At 51.0% G+C, this 17545-nt stretch carries 19 protein-coding genes; 7 read left to right on the top strand and 12 right to left on the bottom strand.

What is annotated here, in order from left to right; translation table 11 throughout:
• Positions 1–342: 342 nt before the first annotated feature.
• From ESM_RS0113230 to ESM_RS0113250, 5 genes are read left to right on the top strand one after another with little or no spacing between them, the layout of a single operon-like run.
• A complete protein-coding gene (locus tag ESM_RS0113230) occupies positions 343–774 on the top strand; it encodes a PPC domain-containing DNA-binding protein (RefSeq protein WP_000988684.1) in 432 nt (143 codons plus the stop codon).
• A gap of 22 nt (positions 775–796) precedes the next feature.
• Complete coding sequence (locus ESM_RS0113235) at positions 797–1375, top strand: ECF transporter S component (RefSeq protein ID WP_000113901.1); 579 nt, start codon at positions 797–799, stop codon at positions 1373–1375.
• Positions 1376–2083 (top strand): energy-coupling factor transporter transmembrane component T, encoded by a 708-nt coding sequence (locus ESM_RS0113240; RefSeq protein ID WP_000553213.1) that lies wholly within the window; start codon positions 1376–1378, stop codon positions 2081–2083. It begins immediately after the preceding gene.
• Complete coding sequence (locus ESM_RS0113245; RefSeq protein WP_010378667.1) at positions 2071–2748, top strand: ABC transporter ATP-binding protein; 678 nt, start codon at positions 2071–2073, stop codon at positions 2746–2748. The genes ESM_RS0113240 and ESM_RS0113245 overlap by 13 nt, the downstream gene beginning before the upstream one ends.
• Positions 2742–3419, top strand: coding sequence for an ABC transporter ATP-binding protein (locus ESM_RS0113250; RefSeq protein ID WP_010378670.1), 678 nt, complete (start codon positions 2742–2744; stop codon positions 3417–3419). Before ESM_RS0113245 ends, ESM_RS0113250 begins: the two co-directional genes overlap by 7 nt.
• Here the strand turns inward: ESM_RS0113250 and ESM_RS0113255 are convergent.
• Genes ESM_RS0113255 through cmtB form a run of 6 tightly spaced genes read right to left on the bottom strand, consistent with a single transcriptional unit; the run spans position 3391 to position 8745 of the window.
• Positions 3391–4104 (bottom strand): nucleoside/nucleotide kinase family protein, encoded by a 714-nt coding sequence (locus tag ESM_RS0113255; protein WP_000687729.1) that lies wholly within the window; start codon positions 4102–4104, stop codon positions 3391–3393. The genes ESM_RS0113250 and ESM_RS0113255 overlap by 29 nt on opposite strands.
• Positions 4101–4610: a fumarase E gene (fumE, locus tag ESM_RS0113260; RefSeq protein WP_000224155.1), complete on the bottom strand. Its 510-nt coding sequence runs from the start codon at positions 4608–4610 to the stop codon at positions 4101–4103. Before fumE ends, ESM_RS0113255 begins: the two co-directional genes overlap by 4 nt.
• Positions 4611–4631: 21 nt before the next feature.
• Positions 4632–5597 (bottom strand): class II fructose-bisphosphatase, encoded by a 966-nt coding sequence (gene glpX, locus ESM_RS0113265; protein ID WP_000987293.1) that lies wholly within the window; start codon positions 5595–5597, stop codon positions 4632–4634.
• Positions 5594–6871: a zinc-binding dehydrogenase gene (locus ESM_RS0113270; RefSeq protein ID WP_000853166.1), complete on the bottom strand. Its 1278-nt coding sequence runs from the start codon at positions 6869–6871 to the stop codon at positions 5594–5596. The genes glpX and ESM_RS0113270 overlap by 4 nt, the downstream gene beginning before the upstream one ends.
• 14 nt (positions 6872–6885) lie before the next feature.
• Complete coding sequence (cmtA, locus tag ESM_RS0113275) at positions 6886–8274, bottom strand: PTS mannitol transporter subunit IICB (RefSeq protein ID WP_000428837.1); 1389 nt, start codon at positions 8272–8274, stop codon at positions 6886–6888.
• Between the two features lie 27 nt (positions 8275–8301).
• Positions 8302–8745 carry a PTS mannitol transporter subunit IIA gene (gene cmtB, locus ESM_RS0113280; RefSeq protein ID WP_001236708.1) on the bottom strand — a complete coding sequence of 148 codons (444 nt, stop codon included), beginning with the start codon at positions 8743–8745 and terminating at the stop codon, positions 8302–8304.
• A gap of 378 nt (positions 8746–9123) precedes the next feature.
• Between cmtB and ESM_RS0113285 the strand changes: the two genes are divergently transcribed.
• Complete coding sequence (locus ESM_RS0113285; RefSeq protein ID WP_000646932.1) at positions 9124–9960, top strand: prohibitin family protein; 837 nt, start codon at positions 9124–9126, stop codon at positions 9958–9960.
• 42 nt (positions 9961–10002) lie between these two features.
• On the opposite strand, the gene tkt is transcribed toward ESM_RS0113285, so the two are convergent.
• Positions 10003–11994 (bottom strand): transketolase, encoded by a 1992-nt coding sequence (tkt, locus tag ESM_RS0113290; RefSeq protein WP_000098628.1) that lies wholly within the window; start codon positions 11992–11994, stop codon positions 10003–10005.
• Between the two features lie 277 nt (positions 11995–12271).
• Here tkt and loiP point away from each other — a divergent pair, with 277 nt between their 5' ends.
• Positions 12272–13030, top strand: coding sequence for a metalloprotease LoiP (loiP, locus tag ESM_RS0113295; protein ID WP_000701822.1), 759 nt, complete (start codon positions 12272–12274; stop codon positions 13028–13030).
• 140 nt (positions 13031–13170) lie between these two features.
• Here loiP and speB read toward each other — a convergent pair whose 3' ends face one another.
• From speB to yqgG, 5 genes are all read right to left on the bottom strand, one after another.
• Complete coding sequence (speB, locus tag ESM_RS0113300) at positions 13171–14091, bottom strand: agmatinase (protein ID WP_000105566.1); 921 nt, start codon at positions 14089–14091, stop codon at positions 13171–13173.
• A 135-nt stretch (positions 14092–14226) separates the two neighbouring features.
• On the bottom strand, positions 14227–14958 hold the full coding sequence (locus tag ESM_RS0113305; RefSeq protein ID WP_000758927.1) for a hypothetical protein: 732 nt from the start codon (positions 14956–14958) through the stop codon (positions 14227–14229).
• A 145-nt stretch (positions 14959–15103) separates the two neighbouring features.
• The gene (gene speA, locus ESM_RS0113310; RefSeq protein WP_001517052.1) at positions 15104–17080 is read right to left on the bottom strand and encodes a biosynthetic arginine decarboxylase; all 1977 of its coding nucleotides are present in this window, start codon (positions 17078–17080) and stop codon (positions 15104–15106) included.
• A gap of 8 nt (positions 17081–17088) precedes the next feature.
• Complete coding sequence (gene yqgB / locus ESM_RS01000000124860) at positions 17089–17220, bottom strand: acid stress response protein YqgB (RefSeq protein ID WP_001338822.1); 132 nt, start codon at positions 17218–17220, stop codon at positions 17089–17091.
• 93 nt (positions 17221–17313) lie between these two features.
• Positions 17314–17457: a protein YqgG gene (gene yqgG / locus ESM_RS1000000129390; protein WP_269446598.1), complete on the bottom strand. Its 144-nt coding sequence runs from the start codon at positions 17455–17457 to the stop codon at positions 17314–17316.
• Positions 17458–17545: the final 88 nt, after the last annotated feature.

Below are 17545 nucleotides of genomic sequence, written 5' to 3' on the forward strand. Positions count from 1 at the left end.
ATTTTCCAGACAGAGTAGTCCAGCAAATCGTTCGGGAAAACCTTACCTGTCGCAAATTGCGACTGATTGGTTAATTGTCGAACATTTAATCGACTGAAACGCTTCAGCTAGGATAAGCGAAACGCGGAATAAAAGGAATGATTGTCCAGTCAAAGAAGACAATTATCTGACTTACGTCACGTTTTTGGCCATGGTATGCCAGGAATTATTCCACTTTGCAGAATCACGAATAAGCGTAGCAAAATCTTTTCGCTGTGCCGTCATAAACCCTGATTTATATCAGAATATGACTGATGTCGCGTCGATATCATCCGCAATACGTCCGAGTTTCGGAGTACTTCAATGATGACATTGCCCCACCTTTATTCTTCAACTGCGCGCTTTTACGCGCTGCGCCTGCTTCCCGATCAGGAAGTTTTCTCTCAATTACGCACCTTCGCGCGACAGCAACAACTTCACGCCGCGTGGATTGCGGGTTGTACCGGCAGTCTGACTGACGTCGCCTTACGCTATGCCGGGCAAGAAAACACCACTCATCTTCGCGGTAAGTTTGAAGTAATCGCACTGAACGGCACACTGGAACAGACAGGTGAACATCTTCATCTCTGCATTTCAGACCCACACGGCGCAATGCTCGGCGGTCATATGATGCCTGGCTGTACCGTGCGCACCACCCTTGAACTGGTGATCGGTAGCCTGGAAGAACTGGCATTCAGTCGCCAGCCTTGCGCGCTTTCTGGTTACGACGAGTTGCATATTTCCCCTGTTAAATAACACCCTTTAGAGAGGTTTTCTTATGGCGCGTCGCCACTTTTCCAGTCAGGCTTTGGTGCTGATCGTTATCTCTATCGCCATCAATATGATCGGCGGTCAACTGGCCAGCATAGTCAAATTGCCTATTTTTCTCGACTCCATCGGCACGCTTATTAGCGCGGTACTGCTTGGTCCAGTGATCGGTATGCTGACCGGCTTACTGACCAATTTACTCTGGGGGTTACTGACTGACCCGATCGCCGCCGCTTTTGCCCCCGTGGCGATGGTCATCGGTCTGGTCGCGGGTTGGCTGGCGCGAGCGGGTTGGTTCCGTACTCTGCCGAAAGTCATTGTCAGCGGGGTGATTATTACTCTTGCGGTGACAATTGTTGCCGTGCCGCTGCGTACAGCCTTGTTTGGCGGAGTAACCGGTAGCGGAGCGGATTTGTTCGTCGCCTGGATACATTCAATGGGGCAAAACCTGGTGGAATCAGTGGCGATTACGGTGATAGGCGCTAACCTGGTCGATAAAATTCTCACGGCGGTGATTGTCTGGCTTTTACTGCGACAACTACCGATTCGCACCACACGCCATTTTCCAATGATGGCCGCCGTGCGCTAAATGCATCCGTTTACCTCATTAACGTTGTGGGCGCTGGCTGCCTGCACCACGCTTATCCTGCCCGCGCAGACCATTTTGCCGATCTATAGCGCGGCGACCTTTTTCTGCCTTATCGCGCTAAAGGCCACGCGGCGGCGGGCAAAATATGTCACCTGGCTGATGTTTTCGCTGGGCGTCGGTCTGTGGCTGGTGCACGGTGGCTGGCTGACAGAATGGATAAGTGACGCGCCACGCTCTCCAGAACGGTGGGCACATGCCATTACGCTCTGGTTGCGTATTCTGGCTATTGTTTCAACTTCACAGTTGTGGATGCAATTCGTCCCCGTGCAAGGTTTTATCCGCGCTTTGTTTGCTTCTCGCCTGCCGCCGGGCGTCGCTTATCTGTTTGCCGGGCCGTTATTGGTCGTTGAGCAGTTAAAACGACAATTAGCGATTATTTATGAAGCACAACGCGCTCGCGGCGTGCCGCTGGATGAAGGCTGGTATCAACGTTTACGTGCGATGCCCGCGTTAATTATTCCGCTAACTCATAATGCGCTTAACGATCTGGCGATCCGCGGCGCGGCGCTGGATATGCGGGCATTTCGACTCCACAACCGGCGCACTACGCTGTGGGCACCACCTGACAGTAACCTGGAAAAAGTGGCGCGTTACACCATGATCTTGCTGATGCTGGCAGAATTCGGAGCGTGGATATGGTTACGTTAGAACAGTTTCGCTATTGCCCGACACACTCAACAATTCCTCCGTTCTGTTATGACTTTTACTATGACGAACCGGGGATGATCGCCATCTTTGGGGACAACGGCAGTGGCAAAAGCACGCTGGCGCAACTGATGGCGGGGTGGTATCCCGACTTCTTGCCGGGTGACATAGCTGGTACGGAAATGCTCCTCGATACGCCCATTGGGCAACGCTCACTCAACGAACAATCTGCGACCATTCAACTCGTCCAGCAATCCCCCTACTTGCAGCTTTCTGGCTGTACCTTCAACGTGGAAGAAGAAGTCGCGTTTGGGCCAGAAAATCTGTGTCTTGCTGAAGCAGAGATTATGGCGCGTATTGACGCCGCTCTGACTCTGACCGGGTGCCAGCCATTGCGTCATCGCCATCCGGCAACACTCTCCGGCGGGGAAACCCAACGCGTGGTCATCGCTTGTGCTATCGCGATGCAACCTAAGATTTTAATTCTCGACGAAGCCTTTAGCCGACTGACGTCGCAGGCCAGCGAAATGCTGTTGCAGCGCTTACAACACTGGGCGTTGAAACGTGATTCGCTGATTATTCTTTTTGAACGCCATCAAACACCTTTCCTGAACTACTGCCAGCAAGCGTGGCAACTGCAAAACGGAGCACTCCAGCCATTATGTTAACGTTAAATCAGGTAACTTATCGCTGGCCTGACGCAGCAACGGATTGTCTTTGCAACATTTCTCTACAACTCAAAAAAGGTGAATGGCTGGCGCTGACCGGCGACAATGGCGCGGGAAAATCGACCCTGTTGCGTATCATGGCGGGTCTTCTACCCCCTTCGTCCGGCTCGGTAATGTTGCAACATCTGGCGCTACATACAATCAAGAACCGCCAACGCGCGGCAAACATTGGTGTGCTGTTTCAGGAAGCGGAAAACCAGTTATTTCACAGCACCGTCGCGGAAGAGGTCGCATTTGGTTTGAAACTGCAAAAATGCCCAACTGATGAAATTGCTCAACGCACCGACGCTGTCCTGCAATGCTGTCAGTTAACAGATGTTGCCAGCGCTCATCCGTTAGATCTGCATAGCGCCCAGCGACGGATGGTGGCCGTCGCCTGCCTGGAAGCTCTCGCCCCGCCGCTGTTATTACTTGACGAACCGAGCCGGGATTTTGATGCCCAATGGCTGGCAGTATTTGAAAGTTGGCTGGAAAAGTGCCGCCTTCGTGGCACGAGTGTGGTGGCAATCAGTCATGACGCCGCATTTACCCGGCGTCATTTTTCTCGCGTCATGCGACTGGAAGGTGGTGTAGTGAGGGAGGTCAATCTGCCAGACAGTATTCACCGTTAGGCGTCATCATTAAGGTCAAATTTGCAGGTCGACTCTGTTCCAGCACCCGACGAACATTCGGCCCGTCGGTACGTTCATAAAAAGCTTCAGCATCTGCCTGCGATAATCCCCCCGCCAACTTGCGCCCCACCAGTCGTTCCCGTAACACAGATGCGGGCGCGTTGATAAATATCGAGAAATCACAAAATTGCGCTAACGTGCGCCACTGCTCGTCATCCAGCAATAGCCAGTTTCCTTCGACGATGACCAGCGGCGCGGTAACGTGCAACGCATCTTCTACCGGATCATGTTTTTGTCGATCATACTGCGGCCACGTACAGTCGCCTTGCACGGCCTGACGCAGATTTTCCGCCAGTTTCGCCACGTCAAACGTTTGCGGCGCGCCTTTATAAGGGCGAAGCTGATGCTCATCCAGCCAGATGTTGTAATGGTGAAAACCATCCATCGGGAGCGTCTGAATAGCGGGTAATTCGGGATCTTGTTGTGCGAGATATTCCCAGAAGGTAGTTAAGGTAGATTTACCCGTCCCTGGTGGAGCACTCAGAAATACCACCGTACGCCGCTGCGGGTTTACCGCCTGTAAGGCCGCCAGCATACGCAGTAGCGGTTTATGTACATTTTCAATTTCATCATCAGAGTACTGCGCCTGTACCTTTAGTCCATTCACCGTCAGTTCGATTTTCACGGCGTTAATTCCTTTAAAGTTGTCGTTACTGCCAGCGTCAGCGCCGTTTTGACCATTCCGCTAAAACGCTCCTCTGACCAGACCGCGAAATCAGCGAACTTCATCGCTTTCAACGCATCATAGAGAGAAGTATTACGGGTTATGCTATTAACGTTGCTGATAAAATCCCAGGTAATGTCATCGACAAATCCGGGCGTTCCATTCTGCTCGTTCAGGTAATGCCAGAATTGAGAAAAGTGCGTAATATCGGCGTACAGCCATTTATCCATTTTCCCCAGCGCATAAATCAAACGCAGCGCAACATCAATATCGTCAAGCGGGCCGCTTTGGGCGAGCAACGGCTTCACTGCATATTCCACGATCTCTTCATCGTTATCGACAAACAGCGACGGCAGAAACTGGCGTATCCCCTGGAGCAAAATGGCATGCGCAGTTTTCATAAATGACAATAAATTGTCCTGTGCATCCAGTTGCTCAAGCACATCATCTTCTGTCAGCGTCGCCATTCGTCTTCCGATAGATCACCATCAATGCAGGGAGTCTATTATATTACACGTTTGGTCTGCGCCACCGATCAGTAATGTCTGCGTCCGCACCCCATTCGCCGTCTGTTGTATACCGTTCACCAGCTCTCCGCCCGCCACACCCGTGGCGCTAAAGAGGATATTTTTATCTCTCACCAGTTCGTCGAGCGAGTACACACGGTTGACCTCAACCCCCATTTCCTTGCAACGCTGGCGCTCCTGTTGTGCAATCTGCCGATTTTCCGTGTAATCACCTTTGGCCTGACAAAAATCAATAAGCTCTGCCTGCATATCTCCACCTAACGCTTTGACTGCACAGGCAGAAATAACGCCTTCTGGCGCACCACCGATGGTGTACATCACGTCGTAAGGATTATCCTGCCAGCAAGTCAGCACACTGGCAGCAACATCGCCATCCGGCAGGGCGAATACTTTCACGCCCAGTTGCGTCGCTTCTTCAATCGCGGCATGAAGACGGGGTTTATCCAGCGTAACCATGCGTAATCGATCCAATGGTTTGCCCAATGCTTTTGCCACATTGCGCAAGTTATCCGTCAGGGGCAAAGACAGATTAATCACTCCTGCAGCCAGTCGGTTAACGACCAGTTTTTTCATATACATATCGGGCGCGTGTAACAGGCTATCTCGTGGGGCGAAGGCCATTACTGCCAGGGCATTACTCTGCCCCATCGCCACCATCCGGGTGCCTTCAATCGGATCAACCGCGATATCGACTTCTGGCCCATCACCTTTGCCAACCTCTTCGCCAATCCACAGCATCGGCGCATGGTCAATTTCCCCCTCACCGATAACCACTCTCCCACGAAAAGCGACGTCGTTTAATGCCTGACGCATCGCGGTAACCGCCAGGCCATCAATTTTATTTTTGTCGCCACATCCGGTTTGCGGCCAGGCAGCCAACGCGGCCTGTTCCGTAACGCGAAATAATGGCCACGCAAGGGACATCATTGCGCGGCCTCCCCGATATCAACGCCAAATTGTGCCAGCAGATATTTCTCGGCCTGTTCATTCCAGATGCCGTGCGTTTCCTCAACCCGTCGCGCCAACTCTTTAAACAGCGGATCTGTTTTCCCTTTTTCGGCAAAATCGGCAATGGCGGTCAGCGGCATGGTGACGCCGTTATAAATGAGTTTTTTACCGCCGGGAATATCCGGCAAATTGAGTACGGTTTCTGGCACCGCATCCAGGCCACCAATATGGGTCACCATAAACGACGGCTGCAACTGCCCCGTGGCGCTAAGGGCAATCGCCTCTTTCATATCATCCGTAGAACCACCGGACGTCCCAACGACGTGAATGCTGTTGTAATGCACGTTGTAAAAGTTAAACGGCACTTTGAAGTTTTTATCCGTTGGCCCGGCAAAGAAGTTCAGACAACCATCTTCCGCCAGCAATTCATCAGCCATCTCAACGACCGAAGGCACCGCCGCATAGACAAAAACATCATCGAACCCGACATCTCCTGTCAGCGACCGCAGCATCTGTACCGGATCGCTCATCCCTTTGGTATTCACGTATACCAGCTCAACCCCTTTGCTGGCCGCCATCTCCACCGGCAGCAGCTTCTGTACTTGTGCCAGCCGTTTTTCATCGATGTCGACCACTACCACCCGTGATGGTTGAATGCCGCCGTTAATGGCGTAATCGATAGCGCCAATTCCCATCGGGCCAGCACACGCCAGTAGCGCAATATTGCCGCCAGATTTGACGCCCATTCGATGCTCATAAACATATTGCGTAGTGTGATAATTAGCATGATAAGCGCCAATAATGCAGCACATCGGCTCCGCCAGCGACGCCGCAGCAAAATAAGAGCCGTGATACGGTAATACGCAGCCTAAATTAATCGCGATTTCAGGAATAATCATATAGGTGGCATTACCACCAAAATATTCGTAGCTGTATCCCGCAGAATATCCGCTGGGTAACCCCATCGCAGGCTGTAAAACAAATCGCTGACCTTTTTTATATTTGTCGGTAAGATTTTTACCCACTTCAACAATGACTCCGGCACATTCATGCCCGGTGATCGCCGGGTGATATTCTAAATCGTCCGGCACCCGTTTATGTTCGCTACCAAGCAACGCCGCTTTCCAGGTGGATAAACAAACACTATCAGAAATTACACTGACCAGCAGTTCATTATCAGTAATTTCGGGTAACTCAAATTCACGCAGACGGATATCCCGCTTGCCATAAATAGCAGCAACTTTGGTTTTCATTTTTACCTCTGCAATCAGTTTTTATGTTCGGCGGTTAATTGATTAAATAAAGTGTCGAGTTTTGGATCGCCAATGTAGTTATTAATCAATATCAGCGGTTTATCCGTCACACGTTTCACTCGTCCTTCCAGACTGGCGTGAGTGACGACGATATCAGCATCCGAAGGCACGTTTTCTATGGCGTAATGTTTTACTTCAATGGTCAGTCCGGCTTTTTCCAGACGTTTGCGGAAGGTGGTTGCCCCCATTGCGCTGGAGCCCATTCCCGCATCACAAACAAAGGCAATACGTTTCACACGACTTAATGAAAATGCACCTTCCTGCTTCATAGCTTTTACCGCATTGGCTGACTCGGTGAACTCATCTTCGCTCTCCGTTTCCACCGTTTTTTCCATCTTCAGTATCAGGGATGTGATGACAAAGGACACCAGAGTACCGACCGTAACACCGGCAATTGTCGCCAGGAACGAGCCTTTCGGCGTCAGTGCCAGATAAGCAAAAATAGAACCCGGGCTAGGACCTGCCACCAGGCCGCCATCCAGCAAATTGAACATCCAGGTGCCAGACATACCGCCTGCAATCATGGCGATAATGGTCAACGGCTTCATCAATACATACGGAAAATACAGCTCGTGGATGCCACCGAGGAAGTGAATAATCATCGCACCAGGCGCAGAGCGTTTGCTCATCCCTTTACCAAACAGAGTGAATGCCAGCAGCAAGCCTAAACCCGGCCCAGGATTGGACGCCACCATAAAGAAGATAGATTTACCGTTAACCGATGCCTGCTGCATTCCCAACGGGTAATAGACGCCCTGATCGATCGCATTATTAAGGAAAAGCACTTTTGCCGGTTCATTGATGACTGACAGCAGAGGTAGATAACCCGCATGTACCAGCGCCTCAATACACTCTTTGACGAAAGTATTGGCAATTAACACTGCCGGACCGATGACTTCAAAGCCCAACAGGCAGAGGATCATCCCGGCAATACCTAATGAGAAGTTATTGATAACCATCTCAAAACCAGCAGGTATGCGTTTTTCCAGTGCTTTATCGACATATTTTATGACCAGACCACCTAACGGCCCCATGATCATCGAACCGAGAAACATCGGAATATCCGCACCGACGATCACACCAATCGTCCCTATTCCCCCCATGACCGCACCGCGTTTACCGCCGACCAGATGACCACCGGTAGAACCAATCATCACGGGCAATAAATAGGTAATCATGGGGCCAACAATTTTGGCGAAGTGTTCGTTAGGCATCCAACCCGTAGGAATAAATAAAGCAGTAATAAAACCCCAGGCAATGAAAGCACCGATATTGGGGATGACCATTGCAGTCAAAAAGCCACCAAAAGCCTGGACCTTTGCACGAGCAGACTTGTTTTCCATAATATTATCCTGTAGAGGAGAGAGTAATTATCCGCGGCTGATAATGTCCGCTAATTGTTTTTTTGATGTTGCTGTTAATAGTTGTTCGAGTATTTCTTCTTCGCACAGTAATTCACTTAACGCCTGAATAGCACCAATGTGAGAATCAGCATCGGCAGCAGAAAGCCCGATGAGTAATTTGATCGGCTCATCACTTCCGGGGAAACAAACTGGCTGTTCGAGTAATGTCAGTGACATCCCGGTTTTAAGCGCCCCACATTCCGGTCGTGCATGGGGCATTGCTACGCCCGGCGCGAGAATATAATAAGGCCCGTTGCGGGTAGTTGAGTCTTTAATAGACTGAATGTAATTCTCGTTGATATAATTTTTTGCTAACAATGACGCCATCGAAAAATCGATAACATCCTGCCAGTCTTTTGCTGAAGATATAACTGAGATTGATGATTCCGGGAAATAATCAATAAGCCGCATAAATTATCCTTATTTTATTTTTAGGGTGCTGTCCGGCGGTAAAAATAAAATACTCGTGCGACTTAATGAAAGCAATTGTGCACGTGAGAGCACAAACTCCACGAGCCAAAATAGCAAAGCATTAAATAACAATGACATAAAAATAATTTTACGCAAGTCAACTATATATTTGCTGCGTATGTCACATAATAGATATTTTATACGTTATTACATTCGTGATGCATATCACCATTTGTTTATTGAATGTTCGAAAACATACTTATTTCATTCGTTGGTTTTCCGCCATTCCCCCTTTATAGATTCTGAATTCTCGACTGTTGGCTGTTTTCTTCTCACCTCATGTGACATATTTCCACACTTCACTCAAGGAAGACTCACATGAAAGCACCTGTTTCAATAACCTCATTCCGCCCACAAAAATCGCTTGCCATCGCCATTGGCGTACTTGCCGTTATTGTGCTGCCATTTCTGTCGTATTACACCGTGAATGAAGGTGAACGTGGTATTTTGTTGCGCTATGGAAAAATAGTAAAAGTTGCCGATCCGGGGCTGGGTTTTAAGATCCCGTTTATGGAAAGCGTAGAGAAAATTTCCACGCGTAATCAGGCTGTTGTCTATCAGGGATTACAGGCATACAGCCGCGACCAGCAACCCGCACAAATGACTGTGTCAGTCAGTTTCCATATTAAGCCTTCGGAAGCAGGCGCGGTTTATACCACCTACAACACCATTGAAGCATTAAAAGATCGCCTGATTGTTCGCCAGTTGCCAACCCAACTGGAGAACGTTTTCGGTCAATATACGGCCATCAGCGCTGTACAGGATCGCACGAAACTGGTTCAGGATCTGCAAAATGCAATGCGCAAAGCCGTTGTTGGTCCGGTGGTGATTGACGGGGTCCAGATTGAAAATATTGATTTTTCGGACGCTTATGAAAAATCAATTGAAGATCGTATGAAAGCGGAAGTCGCCATTGCCACACGGAAACAAAATCTGGAAACAGAGAAAATCCAGGCACAAATTGCGGTAACTCAGGCGCAGGCAGAAGCAGACAGTAAACTGGCGGCAGCCAAAGCAGAAGCTATCCGCCTGCGCGGTGAAGCTCTGCGAGATAACCCAGGGCTTGTTGCCCTTACCACTGCCGAACGCTGGGACGGAAAACTGCCCGATACCATGATCCCTGGCAGTACCGTTCCGTTTATCTCAACCAAATAAAAAAGAGCCGCATTTGCGGCTCTTCACACACCATAGTGTTAATTACAGCAGTTCTTTCGCTTTCGCTACCACGTTTTCAACGGTGAAGCCGAACTCTTCGAACAGTTGCTCTGCCGGAGCAGATTCACCAAAGGTGGTCATACCGACGATAGCACCGTTCAGGCCAACATACTTGTACCAGTAGTCAGCAATACCTGCTTCCACTGCAACGCGTGCGGTGACGGCTTTCGGCAGTACGGATTCACGGTAAGCCGCGTCCTGTTTGTCGAACACGTCGGTAGACGGCATGGAAACTACGCGCGCTTTCACGCCTTCAGCAGTCAGTTTTTCGTATGCTGCAACCGCCAGCTCGACTTCAGAACCGGTGGCGATGAAGATCAGTTCCGGTTGACCGGCACAATCTTTCAGCACGTAACCACCGCGCGCGATGTTTGCCAGTTGCTCTTCCGTACGTTCCTGCTGCGCCAGGTTCTGACGGGAGAGGATCAGCGCGGTCGGGCCGTCCTGACGCTCAACGCCATATTTCCACGCAACGGCGGATTCAACCTGGTCACACGGACGCCATGTAGACATGTTCGGGGTCACGCGCAGAGAAGCAACCTGCTCAACCGGCTGGTGAGTCGGGCCGTCTTCGCCCAGACCGATGGAGTCGTGGGTATAAACCATCACCTGACGCTGTTTCATCAGTGCAGCCATACGTACAGCGTTACGTGCGTATTCCACGAACATCAGGAAGGTGGAGGTGTACGGCAGGAAGCCACCGTGCAGGGAGATACCGTTGGCAATCGCGGTCATACCAAATTCGCGAACACCATAATGGATGTAGTTACCAGCAGCATCTTCGTTGATTGCCTTAGAGCCAGACCACAGGGTCAGGTTAGACGGAGCCAGGTCAGCGGAGCCGCCAAGGAATTCCGGCAACAGCGGACCGAATGCTTCGATGGCATTCTGAGACGCTTTACGGCTGGCAATTTTAGCCGGATTAGCCTGCAGTTTAGCAATGAACTCTTTCGCTTTCGCGTCGAAGTCAGACGGCATTTCACCTTTCATACGACGGGTAAATTCAGCCGCTTCTTGCGGGTAAGCTTTCGCGTAAGCCGCAAACTTCTCGTTCCATGCAGACTCTTTCGCCTGACCGGCTTCTTTCGCATCCCACTGAGCATAGATTTCAGACGGGATTTCGAACGGCGCGTATTTCCAGCCTAGCTGCTCACGAGTCAGTGCAATTTCCGCATCGCCCAGCGGCGCGCCGTGGGAGTCATGCGTACCGGCTTTGTTCGGGGAACCGCAACCAATGATAGTCTTGCACATCAGCAGAGACGGTTTGTCAGTCACTGCACGCGCTTCTTCTACTGCGCGTTTAATAGCGGCAGCGTCGTGACCGTCAATACCGCGGATTACGTGCCAGCCGTAAGCTTCGAAACGCATTGCAGTGTCATCGGTGAACCAGCCTTCAACATGGCCATCGATAGAGATACCGTTGTCATCGTAGAACGCAATCAGTTTACCCAGCTTCAGCGTACCCGCCAGAGAGCAAACCTCGTGGGAAATGCCTTCCATCATGCAGCCGTCGCCCATGAAGGCGTAGGTGTAGTGGTCGACAATGTCGTGACCTGGACGGTTAAACTGCGCCGCCAGCGTTTTTTCTGCAATCGCCATACCGACTGCGTTAGCAATACCCTGACCCAACGGACCGGTGGTGGTTTCTACACCTGCGGTGTAACCCACTTCCGGGTGGCCCGGAGTTTTGGAGTGCAACTGACGGAAGTTCTTCAGCTCTTCCATTGGCAGATCATAACCAGTGAGGTGCAGCAGGCTGTAGATCAGCATGGAGCCGTGGCCGTTGGACAGCACGAAGCGGTCACGGTCAGCCCAGGACGGATTCTGCGGGTTGTGTTTCAGGAAATCACGCCACAGGACTTCGGCAATGTCAGCCATACCCATCGGGGCGCCCGGGTGACCGGATTTGGCTTTCTGTACTGCGTCCATGCTCAGCGCACGAATAGCATTGGCAAGCTCTTTACGTGAGGACATTTTGACTCCAGATCGGATGATGAAGGGCACGCCCTTAACGACTTGACGACAGCGCGTTTTGGGCTACGCCGGAAAATTTGCCAACAATTTACCGCAAGCCACGCGTCATGTACATGGAACATCCTTTTGCCGGTTCAGAAATCTCTGGATCATGCTCGCATGTTGCGCAATCTGCTCGCCCGTCCGCTGCGCTTTTCCTTATACTTAGACTGAGCGTCGATTCACCTGCAAACGGCGCATTTTTAGAATAATCCTGACTTTGTGCGGAAGAGAAAACATGAAAATTCGCGCCTTATTGATAGCAATGAGCGTGGCAACGGTATTGACCGGTTGCCAGAATATGGACTCCAGTGGGCTGCTCTCATCAGGAGCGGAAGCTTTTCAGGCTTACACTCTGAGTGATGCGCAGGTCAAAGCCCTGAGCGATCAGGCATGTCAGGAGATGGACAGTAAGGCGACGATTGCGCCAGCCAGTAGCGAATATGCTAAACGTCTGGCCACTATTGCCAACGCGCTGGGCAACAATATCAACGGTCAGCCGGTAAATTACAAAGTGTATATGGCAAAGGATGTGAACGCCTTTGCGATGGCCAACGGCTGCATCCGTGTTTATAGCGGACTGATGGATATGATGACTGATAACGAAGTCGAAGCGGTGATCGGTCACGAAATGGGACACGTGGCGTTAGGCCATGTGAAGAAAGGGATGCAGGTCGCGCTTGGAACAAACGCAGTGCGAGTAGCTGCGGCATCGGCGGGCGGGATTGTCGGTAGTTTATCTCAATCACAACTAGGCGATCTGGGCGAGAAATTAGTCAATTCGCAATTCTCCCAGCGTCAGGAAGCTGAGGCGGACGATTACTCCTATGACTTGCTGCGCCAACGCGGCATCAGTCCGGCAGGCCTTGCCACCAGCTTTGAAAAACTGGCGAAGCTGGAAGAAGGCCGTCAAAGCTCAATGTTTGACGACCATCCAGCATCCGCGGAACGCGCCCAGCATATTCGCGACCGTATGAGCGCTGATGGGGTTAAGTAAGACCTGGTGGTGCCGAACGTAGGTCAGATAAGGCGTTTAGGCCGCATCTGACATATATGGCTCATTCGTTACCCAGAGCACATCGCCGGATGCGATGCTGGCGCATCTTATCCGGCCTACGGTGGCATCACATCCGGCGCTTACTCGCCCTTTTTCGCTGCCTGAATATACAGCATCTCCAGCGCCAGCGTTGCCGCTGCCAGAGCAGTGATTTCCGACTGATCGTATGCCGGAGCCACTTCCACTACGTCCATCCCAACGATGTTGAGATCTTTCAGGCCGCGTACCAGTTTAATGGCGCGATCGGAGGTCAGGCCGCCAATTACCGGCGTACCCGTTCCCGGCGCAAACGCAGGATCCAGGCAATCGATATCAAAAGTCAGGTAGACCGGCATATCACCAACAATCTGCTTCACCTGGGCGATAACGTCATCCACGCTGCGATCGTTCACCTGGCAGGCGTCCAGCACGGTAAAGCCGTTGTCTTTATCGAACTCAGTACGAATACCAATTTGCACGGAATGATTCGGGTCAATCAGACCTTCTTTCGGCGCGGTATAAAACATAGTGCCGTGGTCAAACTCACAACCGTTCGCGTAGGTATCGGTGTGGGCGTCAAAGTGTACCAGCGCCATTTTGCCAAAATGTTTAGCATGAGCACGCAGCAGCGGCAGCGTAACAAAGTGGTCACCACCGAAGGAGAGCATACGCTTACCGGCAGCCAGCAACTTCTCAGCGTGCGCCTGCAGTTTCTCGCTCATTTCACGGGCATCACCGAAGGCATATACCAGATCACCACAGTCGACGACATTCAGACGTTCACGCATGTCGAAATTCCACGGGAAGCGGTTGTGTTCCCAGGCCAGATTAGTCGAAACCTGGCGAATAGCTGCCGGACCGTGACGCCCCCCCGCACGACCAGAAGTAGCCATATCGAACGGCACGCCGGTAATTACCCAGTCAGCATCGCTGTCATACGGCTGGAAGTTCATCGGCAGGCGTAAAAAACCAAAGGCGTTGGAAACCAGTGAGTTATCGTATTGATGACCTAAGGTGCTCATGGATGGACTCCTTTTACAAAGTCGATATAAAAAAACCCTTCCGCGTCGTTAGGCCCGACGAGGAAGGGTTGGATTTGCGAAACACAAGTTTGTGCTAATTATCGCCCTAAATGGGTGAAGCATCAAGCGGGGTTGCTATTTACGACACGGTGGTGGAGCATAGCCATTGTTGTCTGCCGGAAAGGCTTGTCCAGAGCACGGCGGTAGCGCATTTTTCGCTGAGCCTTGTAATTCAAAAGCGGCAAAACCAATCACCCCTGTGTTACGTACATCGCCTTGCGCCGAATTGGCGGCGTAGGAATCAGCAACGTTGGCAAACTGAAAAGCAGCTTCGGTATGTTTATCTTTACGGAAACCTTTAATCGCTAACGAATCACCGGCATTCACAATATAGCCATTGTTATTCAGCGAACCTTGCTTGCCGTTCAGAACATCCAGCCCATCAACTGTGGCAACGATCTCATAGTTAGTGTTACGGCTATAGTTACGAACATATAATTGATAATTCATTCCCACTCTGGCATGAACAATATATCGAGGTTTATTATTCGATGAATCATATACCCGCGTAATAGGAAGCGAATTAAAATTAGCATCGCGAATAGCATATTCCAGTTCGTTAATCCGAATGCTATAAACGCGGTCGTATCCGGAAGGAATGTTAGTCGAATAACTAATAACGATCATCTCTGCCGGATCGCGCCAGGCGCGTTCAGCAGATACGCCTTGAACCGTTGAGTGCACATCCCCGCCCCAGGCAGTGCCGACATTGCCAGATGCACTACTATTATACTGCGCATTACTGGAACAACCTGCCAGCAGTACGAACAATCCCACCAGCGCAACGCGTACTTTCCATTTTTTCATAACCGATCCCTCTGCATTTAATTAATGCAGCGATTGTAGGGAGATTATATTAGAAGGAAAGTAACCAGATTATTTTTAAGAATATATAAATAAAAAGCGGGCCGAATTAATCAATTAAATCGGCCCGCCAGCAGAATAATCTTAATTATTCATCTTCAAGGTAGGTATAACCGTACAAACCTGCCTCGAACTCTTCAAGGAACTGTTGTTGCAGTTCGGCATCAAGATCGGTTTTCTTCACCTGGTCACGGAACTGGGTTAACAACGTTTTTGGATCGAGCTGCACATATTGCAGCATATCCGCAACGGTATCGCCCTCGTCAGACAGCTCCACTTCTACGCTGCCGTCAGGGAAGACGAACACGTCAACCGCTTCGGTATCACCAAACAGATTGTGCATGTTGCCGAGGATCTCCTGATAGGCACCGACCATAAAGAAACCGAGCATCGGCGGATTCTCCGGATCGTACTCCGGCATTGGCATTGTCGTAGCAATGCCGTCACCATCGATATAGTGGTCGATGGCTCCATCAGAGTCACAGGTGATATCCAGCAGCACAGCGCGGCGTTCCGGCACTTGATCCAGCCCTTCCAGCGGCAGAACCGGGAACAACTGGTCGATACCCCATGCATCCGGCATCGACTGGAATAGCGAGAAGTTGACGTACATTTTGTCCGCCATACGCTCCTGTAATTCGTCGATAATCGGGCGATGGGCGCGGTTTTGCGGATCCAGTTGCTTCTGCACTTCATGACACATGCTCAAATAGAGCTGTTCTGCCCATGCACGTTCTTGCAGATTGTAAGTGCCAGAAGAATAACCAATATGGATATCGTGCAGATCCATCTGGCTATCATGCAGCCATTCACGCAGAGAGCGGCGAGTTCCCGGTTCGTGCATCTCCTTCCAGGTTTCCCACATGCTTTGCAGTGCGCGCGGCGCATCCTCTGCTGGTGCGGTTGGAACGGTGTATTCGTTACGTTCCACACCGATAATATTGGAAACCAGCACAGTGTGATGCGCAGTCACCGCACGACCCGATTCGGTGATCACCGTCGGATGTGGCAGACCATTCTCTTCACAGGCATCGCCAATTGCCCAGATAATGTTATTAGCGTATTCATTGAGGCCGTAGTTCACCGAACAATCGGATTGCGAACGGGTGCCTTCATAATCCACGCCCAGACCACCGCCAACGTCAAAGCACTGAATGTTGACGCCCAGCTTATGCAGCTCAACATAGAAGCGCGCAGATTCACGAACGCCTGTCGCGATATCGCGAATATTCGCCATCTGCGAACCGAGGTGGAAGTGCAGCAGTTGCAGGCTATCGAGACGTCCGGCTTCACGCAGTGTCTCAACCAGTTGCAGTACCTGGGTTGCCGCCAGACCGAACTTCGATTTTTCACCACCGGAAGACTGCCATTTACCAGACCCCTGCGAGGCCAGACGCGCACGTACGCCAAGACGAGGGATCACGTTCAGACGTTCCGCTTCATCCAGCACAATGGCGATTTCAGACATCTTCTCGATAACCAGATAAACCTTATGGCCCATCTTCTCGCCAATCAGCGCCAGGCGGATATATTCGCGGTCTTTATAGCCGTTACAGACGATGACGCTGCGGGTCATGCCAGCATGCGCCAGCACCGCCATCAACTCAGCTTTTGAACCTGCTTCCAGCCCCAGCGGTTCACCAGAATGAATCAGGGACTCAATCACGCGGCGGTGCTGGTTAACCTTGATCGGGTAAACGAGGAAGTAGTCACCGTTATAGCCATAGGATTCCCGCGCACGTTTAAACGCGGCGTTAATAGAACGCAAACGGTGCTGCAGGATCTGCGGAAAGCAGAACAGTGCAGGCAGGCGCTGGCCCTGCGCTTCGCGGGTCTTCACTAACTGCGCGAGATCAACGCGAGCTTCCGGGACGTCCGGGTCAGGGCACACGCTAATGTGACCCAGCTCGTTAACGTCATAGTAGTTATTGCCCCACCAGGCAATATTGTAAGTACGCAGCATCTTGCTGGCTTCCTGGGAGCTCATTGCAACCTCCTGCATGGAGCGTAGTACACCGTGTTCGCCCGCTGACGAAGGCAAACTCATAGACATGTCGTCAGACATAGCGAACCTCAAATTATTTTATTAAGTGTAAAACAGTTAACCACTATCGCAGCCTGAAACTGCGATAACAACCCATAAGCACACGGATTTTCCAGCAGCGTATGCTGACGCTCCGACTGCGCAACCGGTTTCTTTTTCATAACATTATTAAGCACATAACCGAACGTAAGTGTGACAGTCCGGCGAAACCACGAGAAAACTCTTGTATTTACAAGAGCGCCCTTGTTCAGTCATCAGTAACTGTTGCCAGCTCTTGAATCCTGAGAAGCGCCGAGATGGGTATAACATCGGCAGGTATGCAATGCAGAGATGCAGAGTGCGGGGAACGAATCTACACCAGAACGGTGCGACAGATTAAGCAGCAGACAACGATTCATTATTTCGTATCACCTCCACGGCCGCCTGCGAAGACGAACCAACAAGCTAAAACACTGATTTCAACCCGGCTGGAAGTGGCAACACGAA

Source organism: Escherichia sp. TW09308, from assembly GCF_000208565.1.
GTDB classification, from domain to species: domain Bacteria; phylum Pseudomonadota; class Gammaproteobacteria; order Enterobacterales; family Enterobacteriaceae; genus Escherichia; species Escherichia marmotae.

Bases quoted from the DNA above. Each gene is read 5' to 3' on its own strand.
- ESM_RS0113230 (WP_000988684.1), top strand. From the start codon at position 343: ATGATGACATTGCCCCACCTTTATTCTTCAACTGCGCGCTTTTACGCG.
- ESM_RS0113235 (WP_000113901.1), top strand. From the start codon at position 797: ATGGCGCGTCGCCACTTTTCCAGTCAGGCTTTGGTGCTGATCGTTATC.
- ESM_RS0113240 (WP_000553213.1), top strand. From the start codon at position 1,376: ATGCATCCGTTTACCTCATTAACGTTGTGGGCGCTGGCTGCCTGCACC.
- ESM_RS0113245 (WP_010378667.1), top strand. From the start codon at position 2,071: ATGGTTACGTTAGAACAGTTTCGCTATTGCCCGACACACTCAACAATT.
- ESM_RS0113250 (WP_010378670.1), top strand. From the start codon at position 2,742: ATGTTAACGTTAAATCAGGTAACTTATCGCTGGCCTGACGCAGCAACG.
- fumE (WP_000224155.1), bottom strand. From the start codon at position 4,610: ATGGCGACGCTGACAGAAGATGATGTGCTTGAGCAACTGGATGCACAG.
- glpX (WP_000987293.1), bottom strand. From the start codon at position 5,597: ATGATGTCCCTTGCGTGGCCATTATTTCGCGTTACGGAACAGGCCGCG.
- ESM_RS0113270 (WP_000853166.1), bottom strand. From the start codon at position 6,871: ATGAAAACCAAAGTTGCTGCTATTTATGGCAAGCGGGATATCCGTCTG.
- cmtA (WP_000428837.1), bottom strand. From the start codon at position 8,274: ATGGAAAACAAGTCTGCTCGTGCAAAGGTCCAGGCTTTTGGTGGCTTT.
- cmtB (WP_001236708.1), bottom strand. From the start codon at position 8,745: ATGCGGCTTATTGATTATTTCCCGGAATCATCAATCTCAGTTATATCT.
- ESM_RS0113285 (WP_000646932.1), top strand. From the start codon at position 9,124: ATGAAAGCACCTGTTTCAATAACCTCATTCCGCCCACAAAAATCGCTT.
- tkt (WP_000098628.1), bottom strand. From the start codon at position 11,994: ATGTCCTCACGTAAAGAGCTTGCCAATGCTATTCGTGCGCTGAGCATG.
- loiP (WP_000701822.1), top strand. From the start codon at position 12,272: ATGAAAATTCGCGCCTTATTGATAGCAATGAGCGTGGCAACGGTATTG.
- speB (WP_000105566.1), bottom strand. From the start codon at position 14,091: ATGAGCACCTTAGGTCATCAATACGATAACTCACTGGTTTCCAACGCC.
- ESM_RS0113305 (WP_000758927.1), bottom strand. From the start codon at position 14,958: ATGAAAAAATGGAAAGTACGCGTTGCGCTGGTGGGATTGTTCGTACTG.
- speA (WP_001517052.1), bottom strand. From the start codon at position 17,080: ATGTCTGACGACATGTCTATGAGTTTGCCTTCGTCAGCGGGCGAACAC.
- yqgB (WP_001338822.1), bottom strand. From the start codon at position 17,220: ATGAAAAAGAAACCGGTTGCGCAGTCGGAGCGTCAGCATACGCTGCTG.
- yqgG (WP_269446598.1), bottom strand. From the start codon at position 17,457: ATGAATCGTTGTCTGCTGCTTAATCTGTCGCACCGTTCTGGTGTAGAT.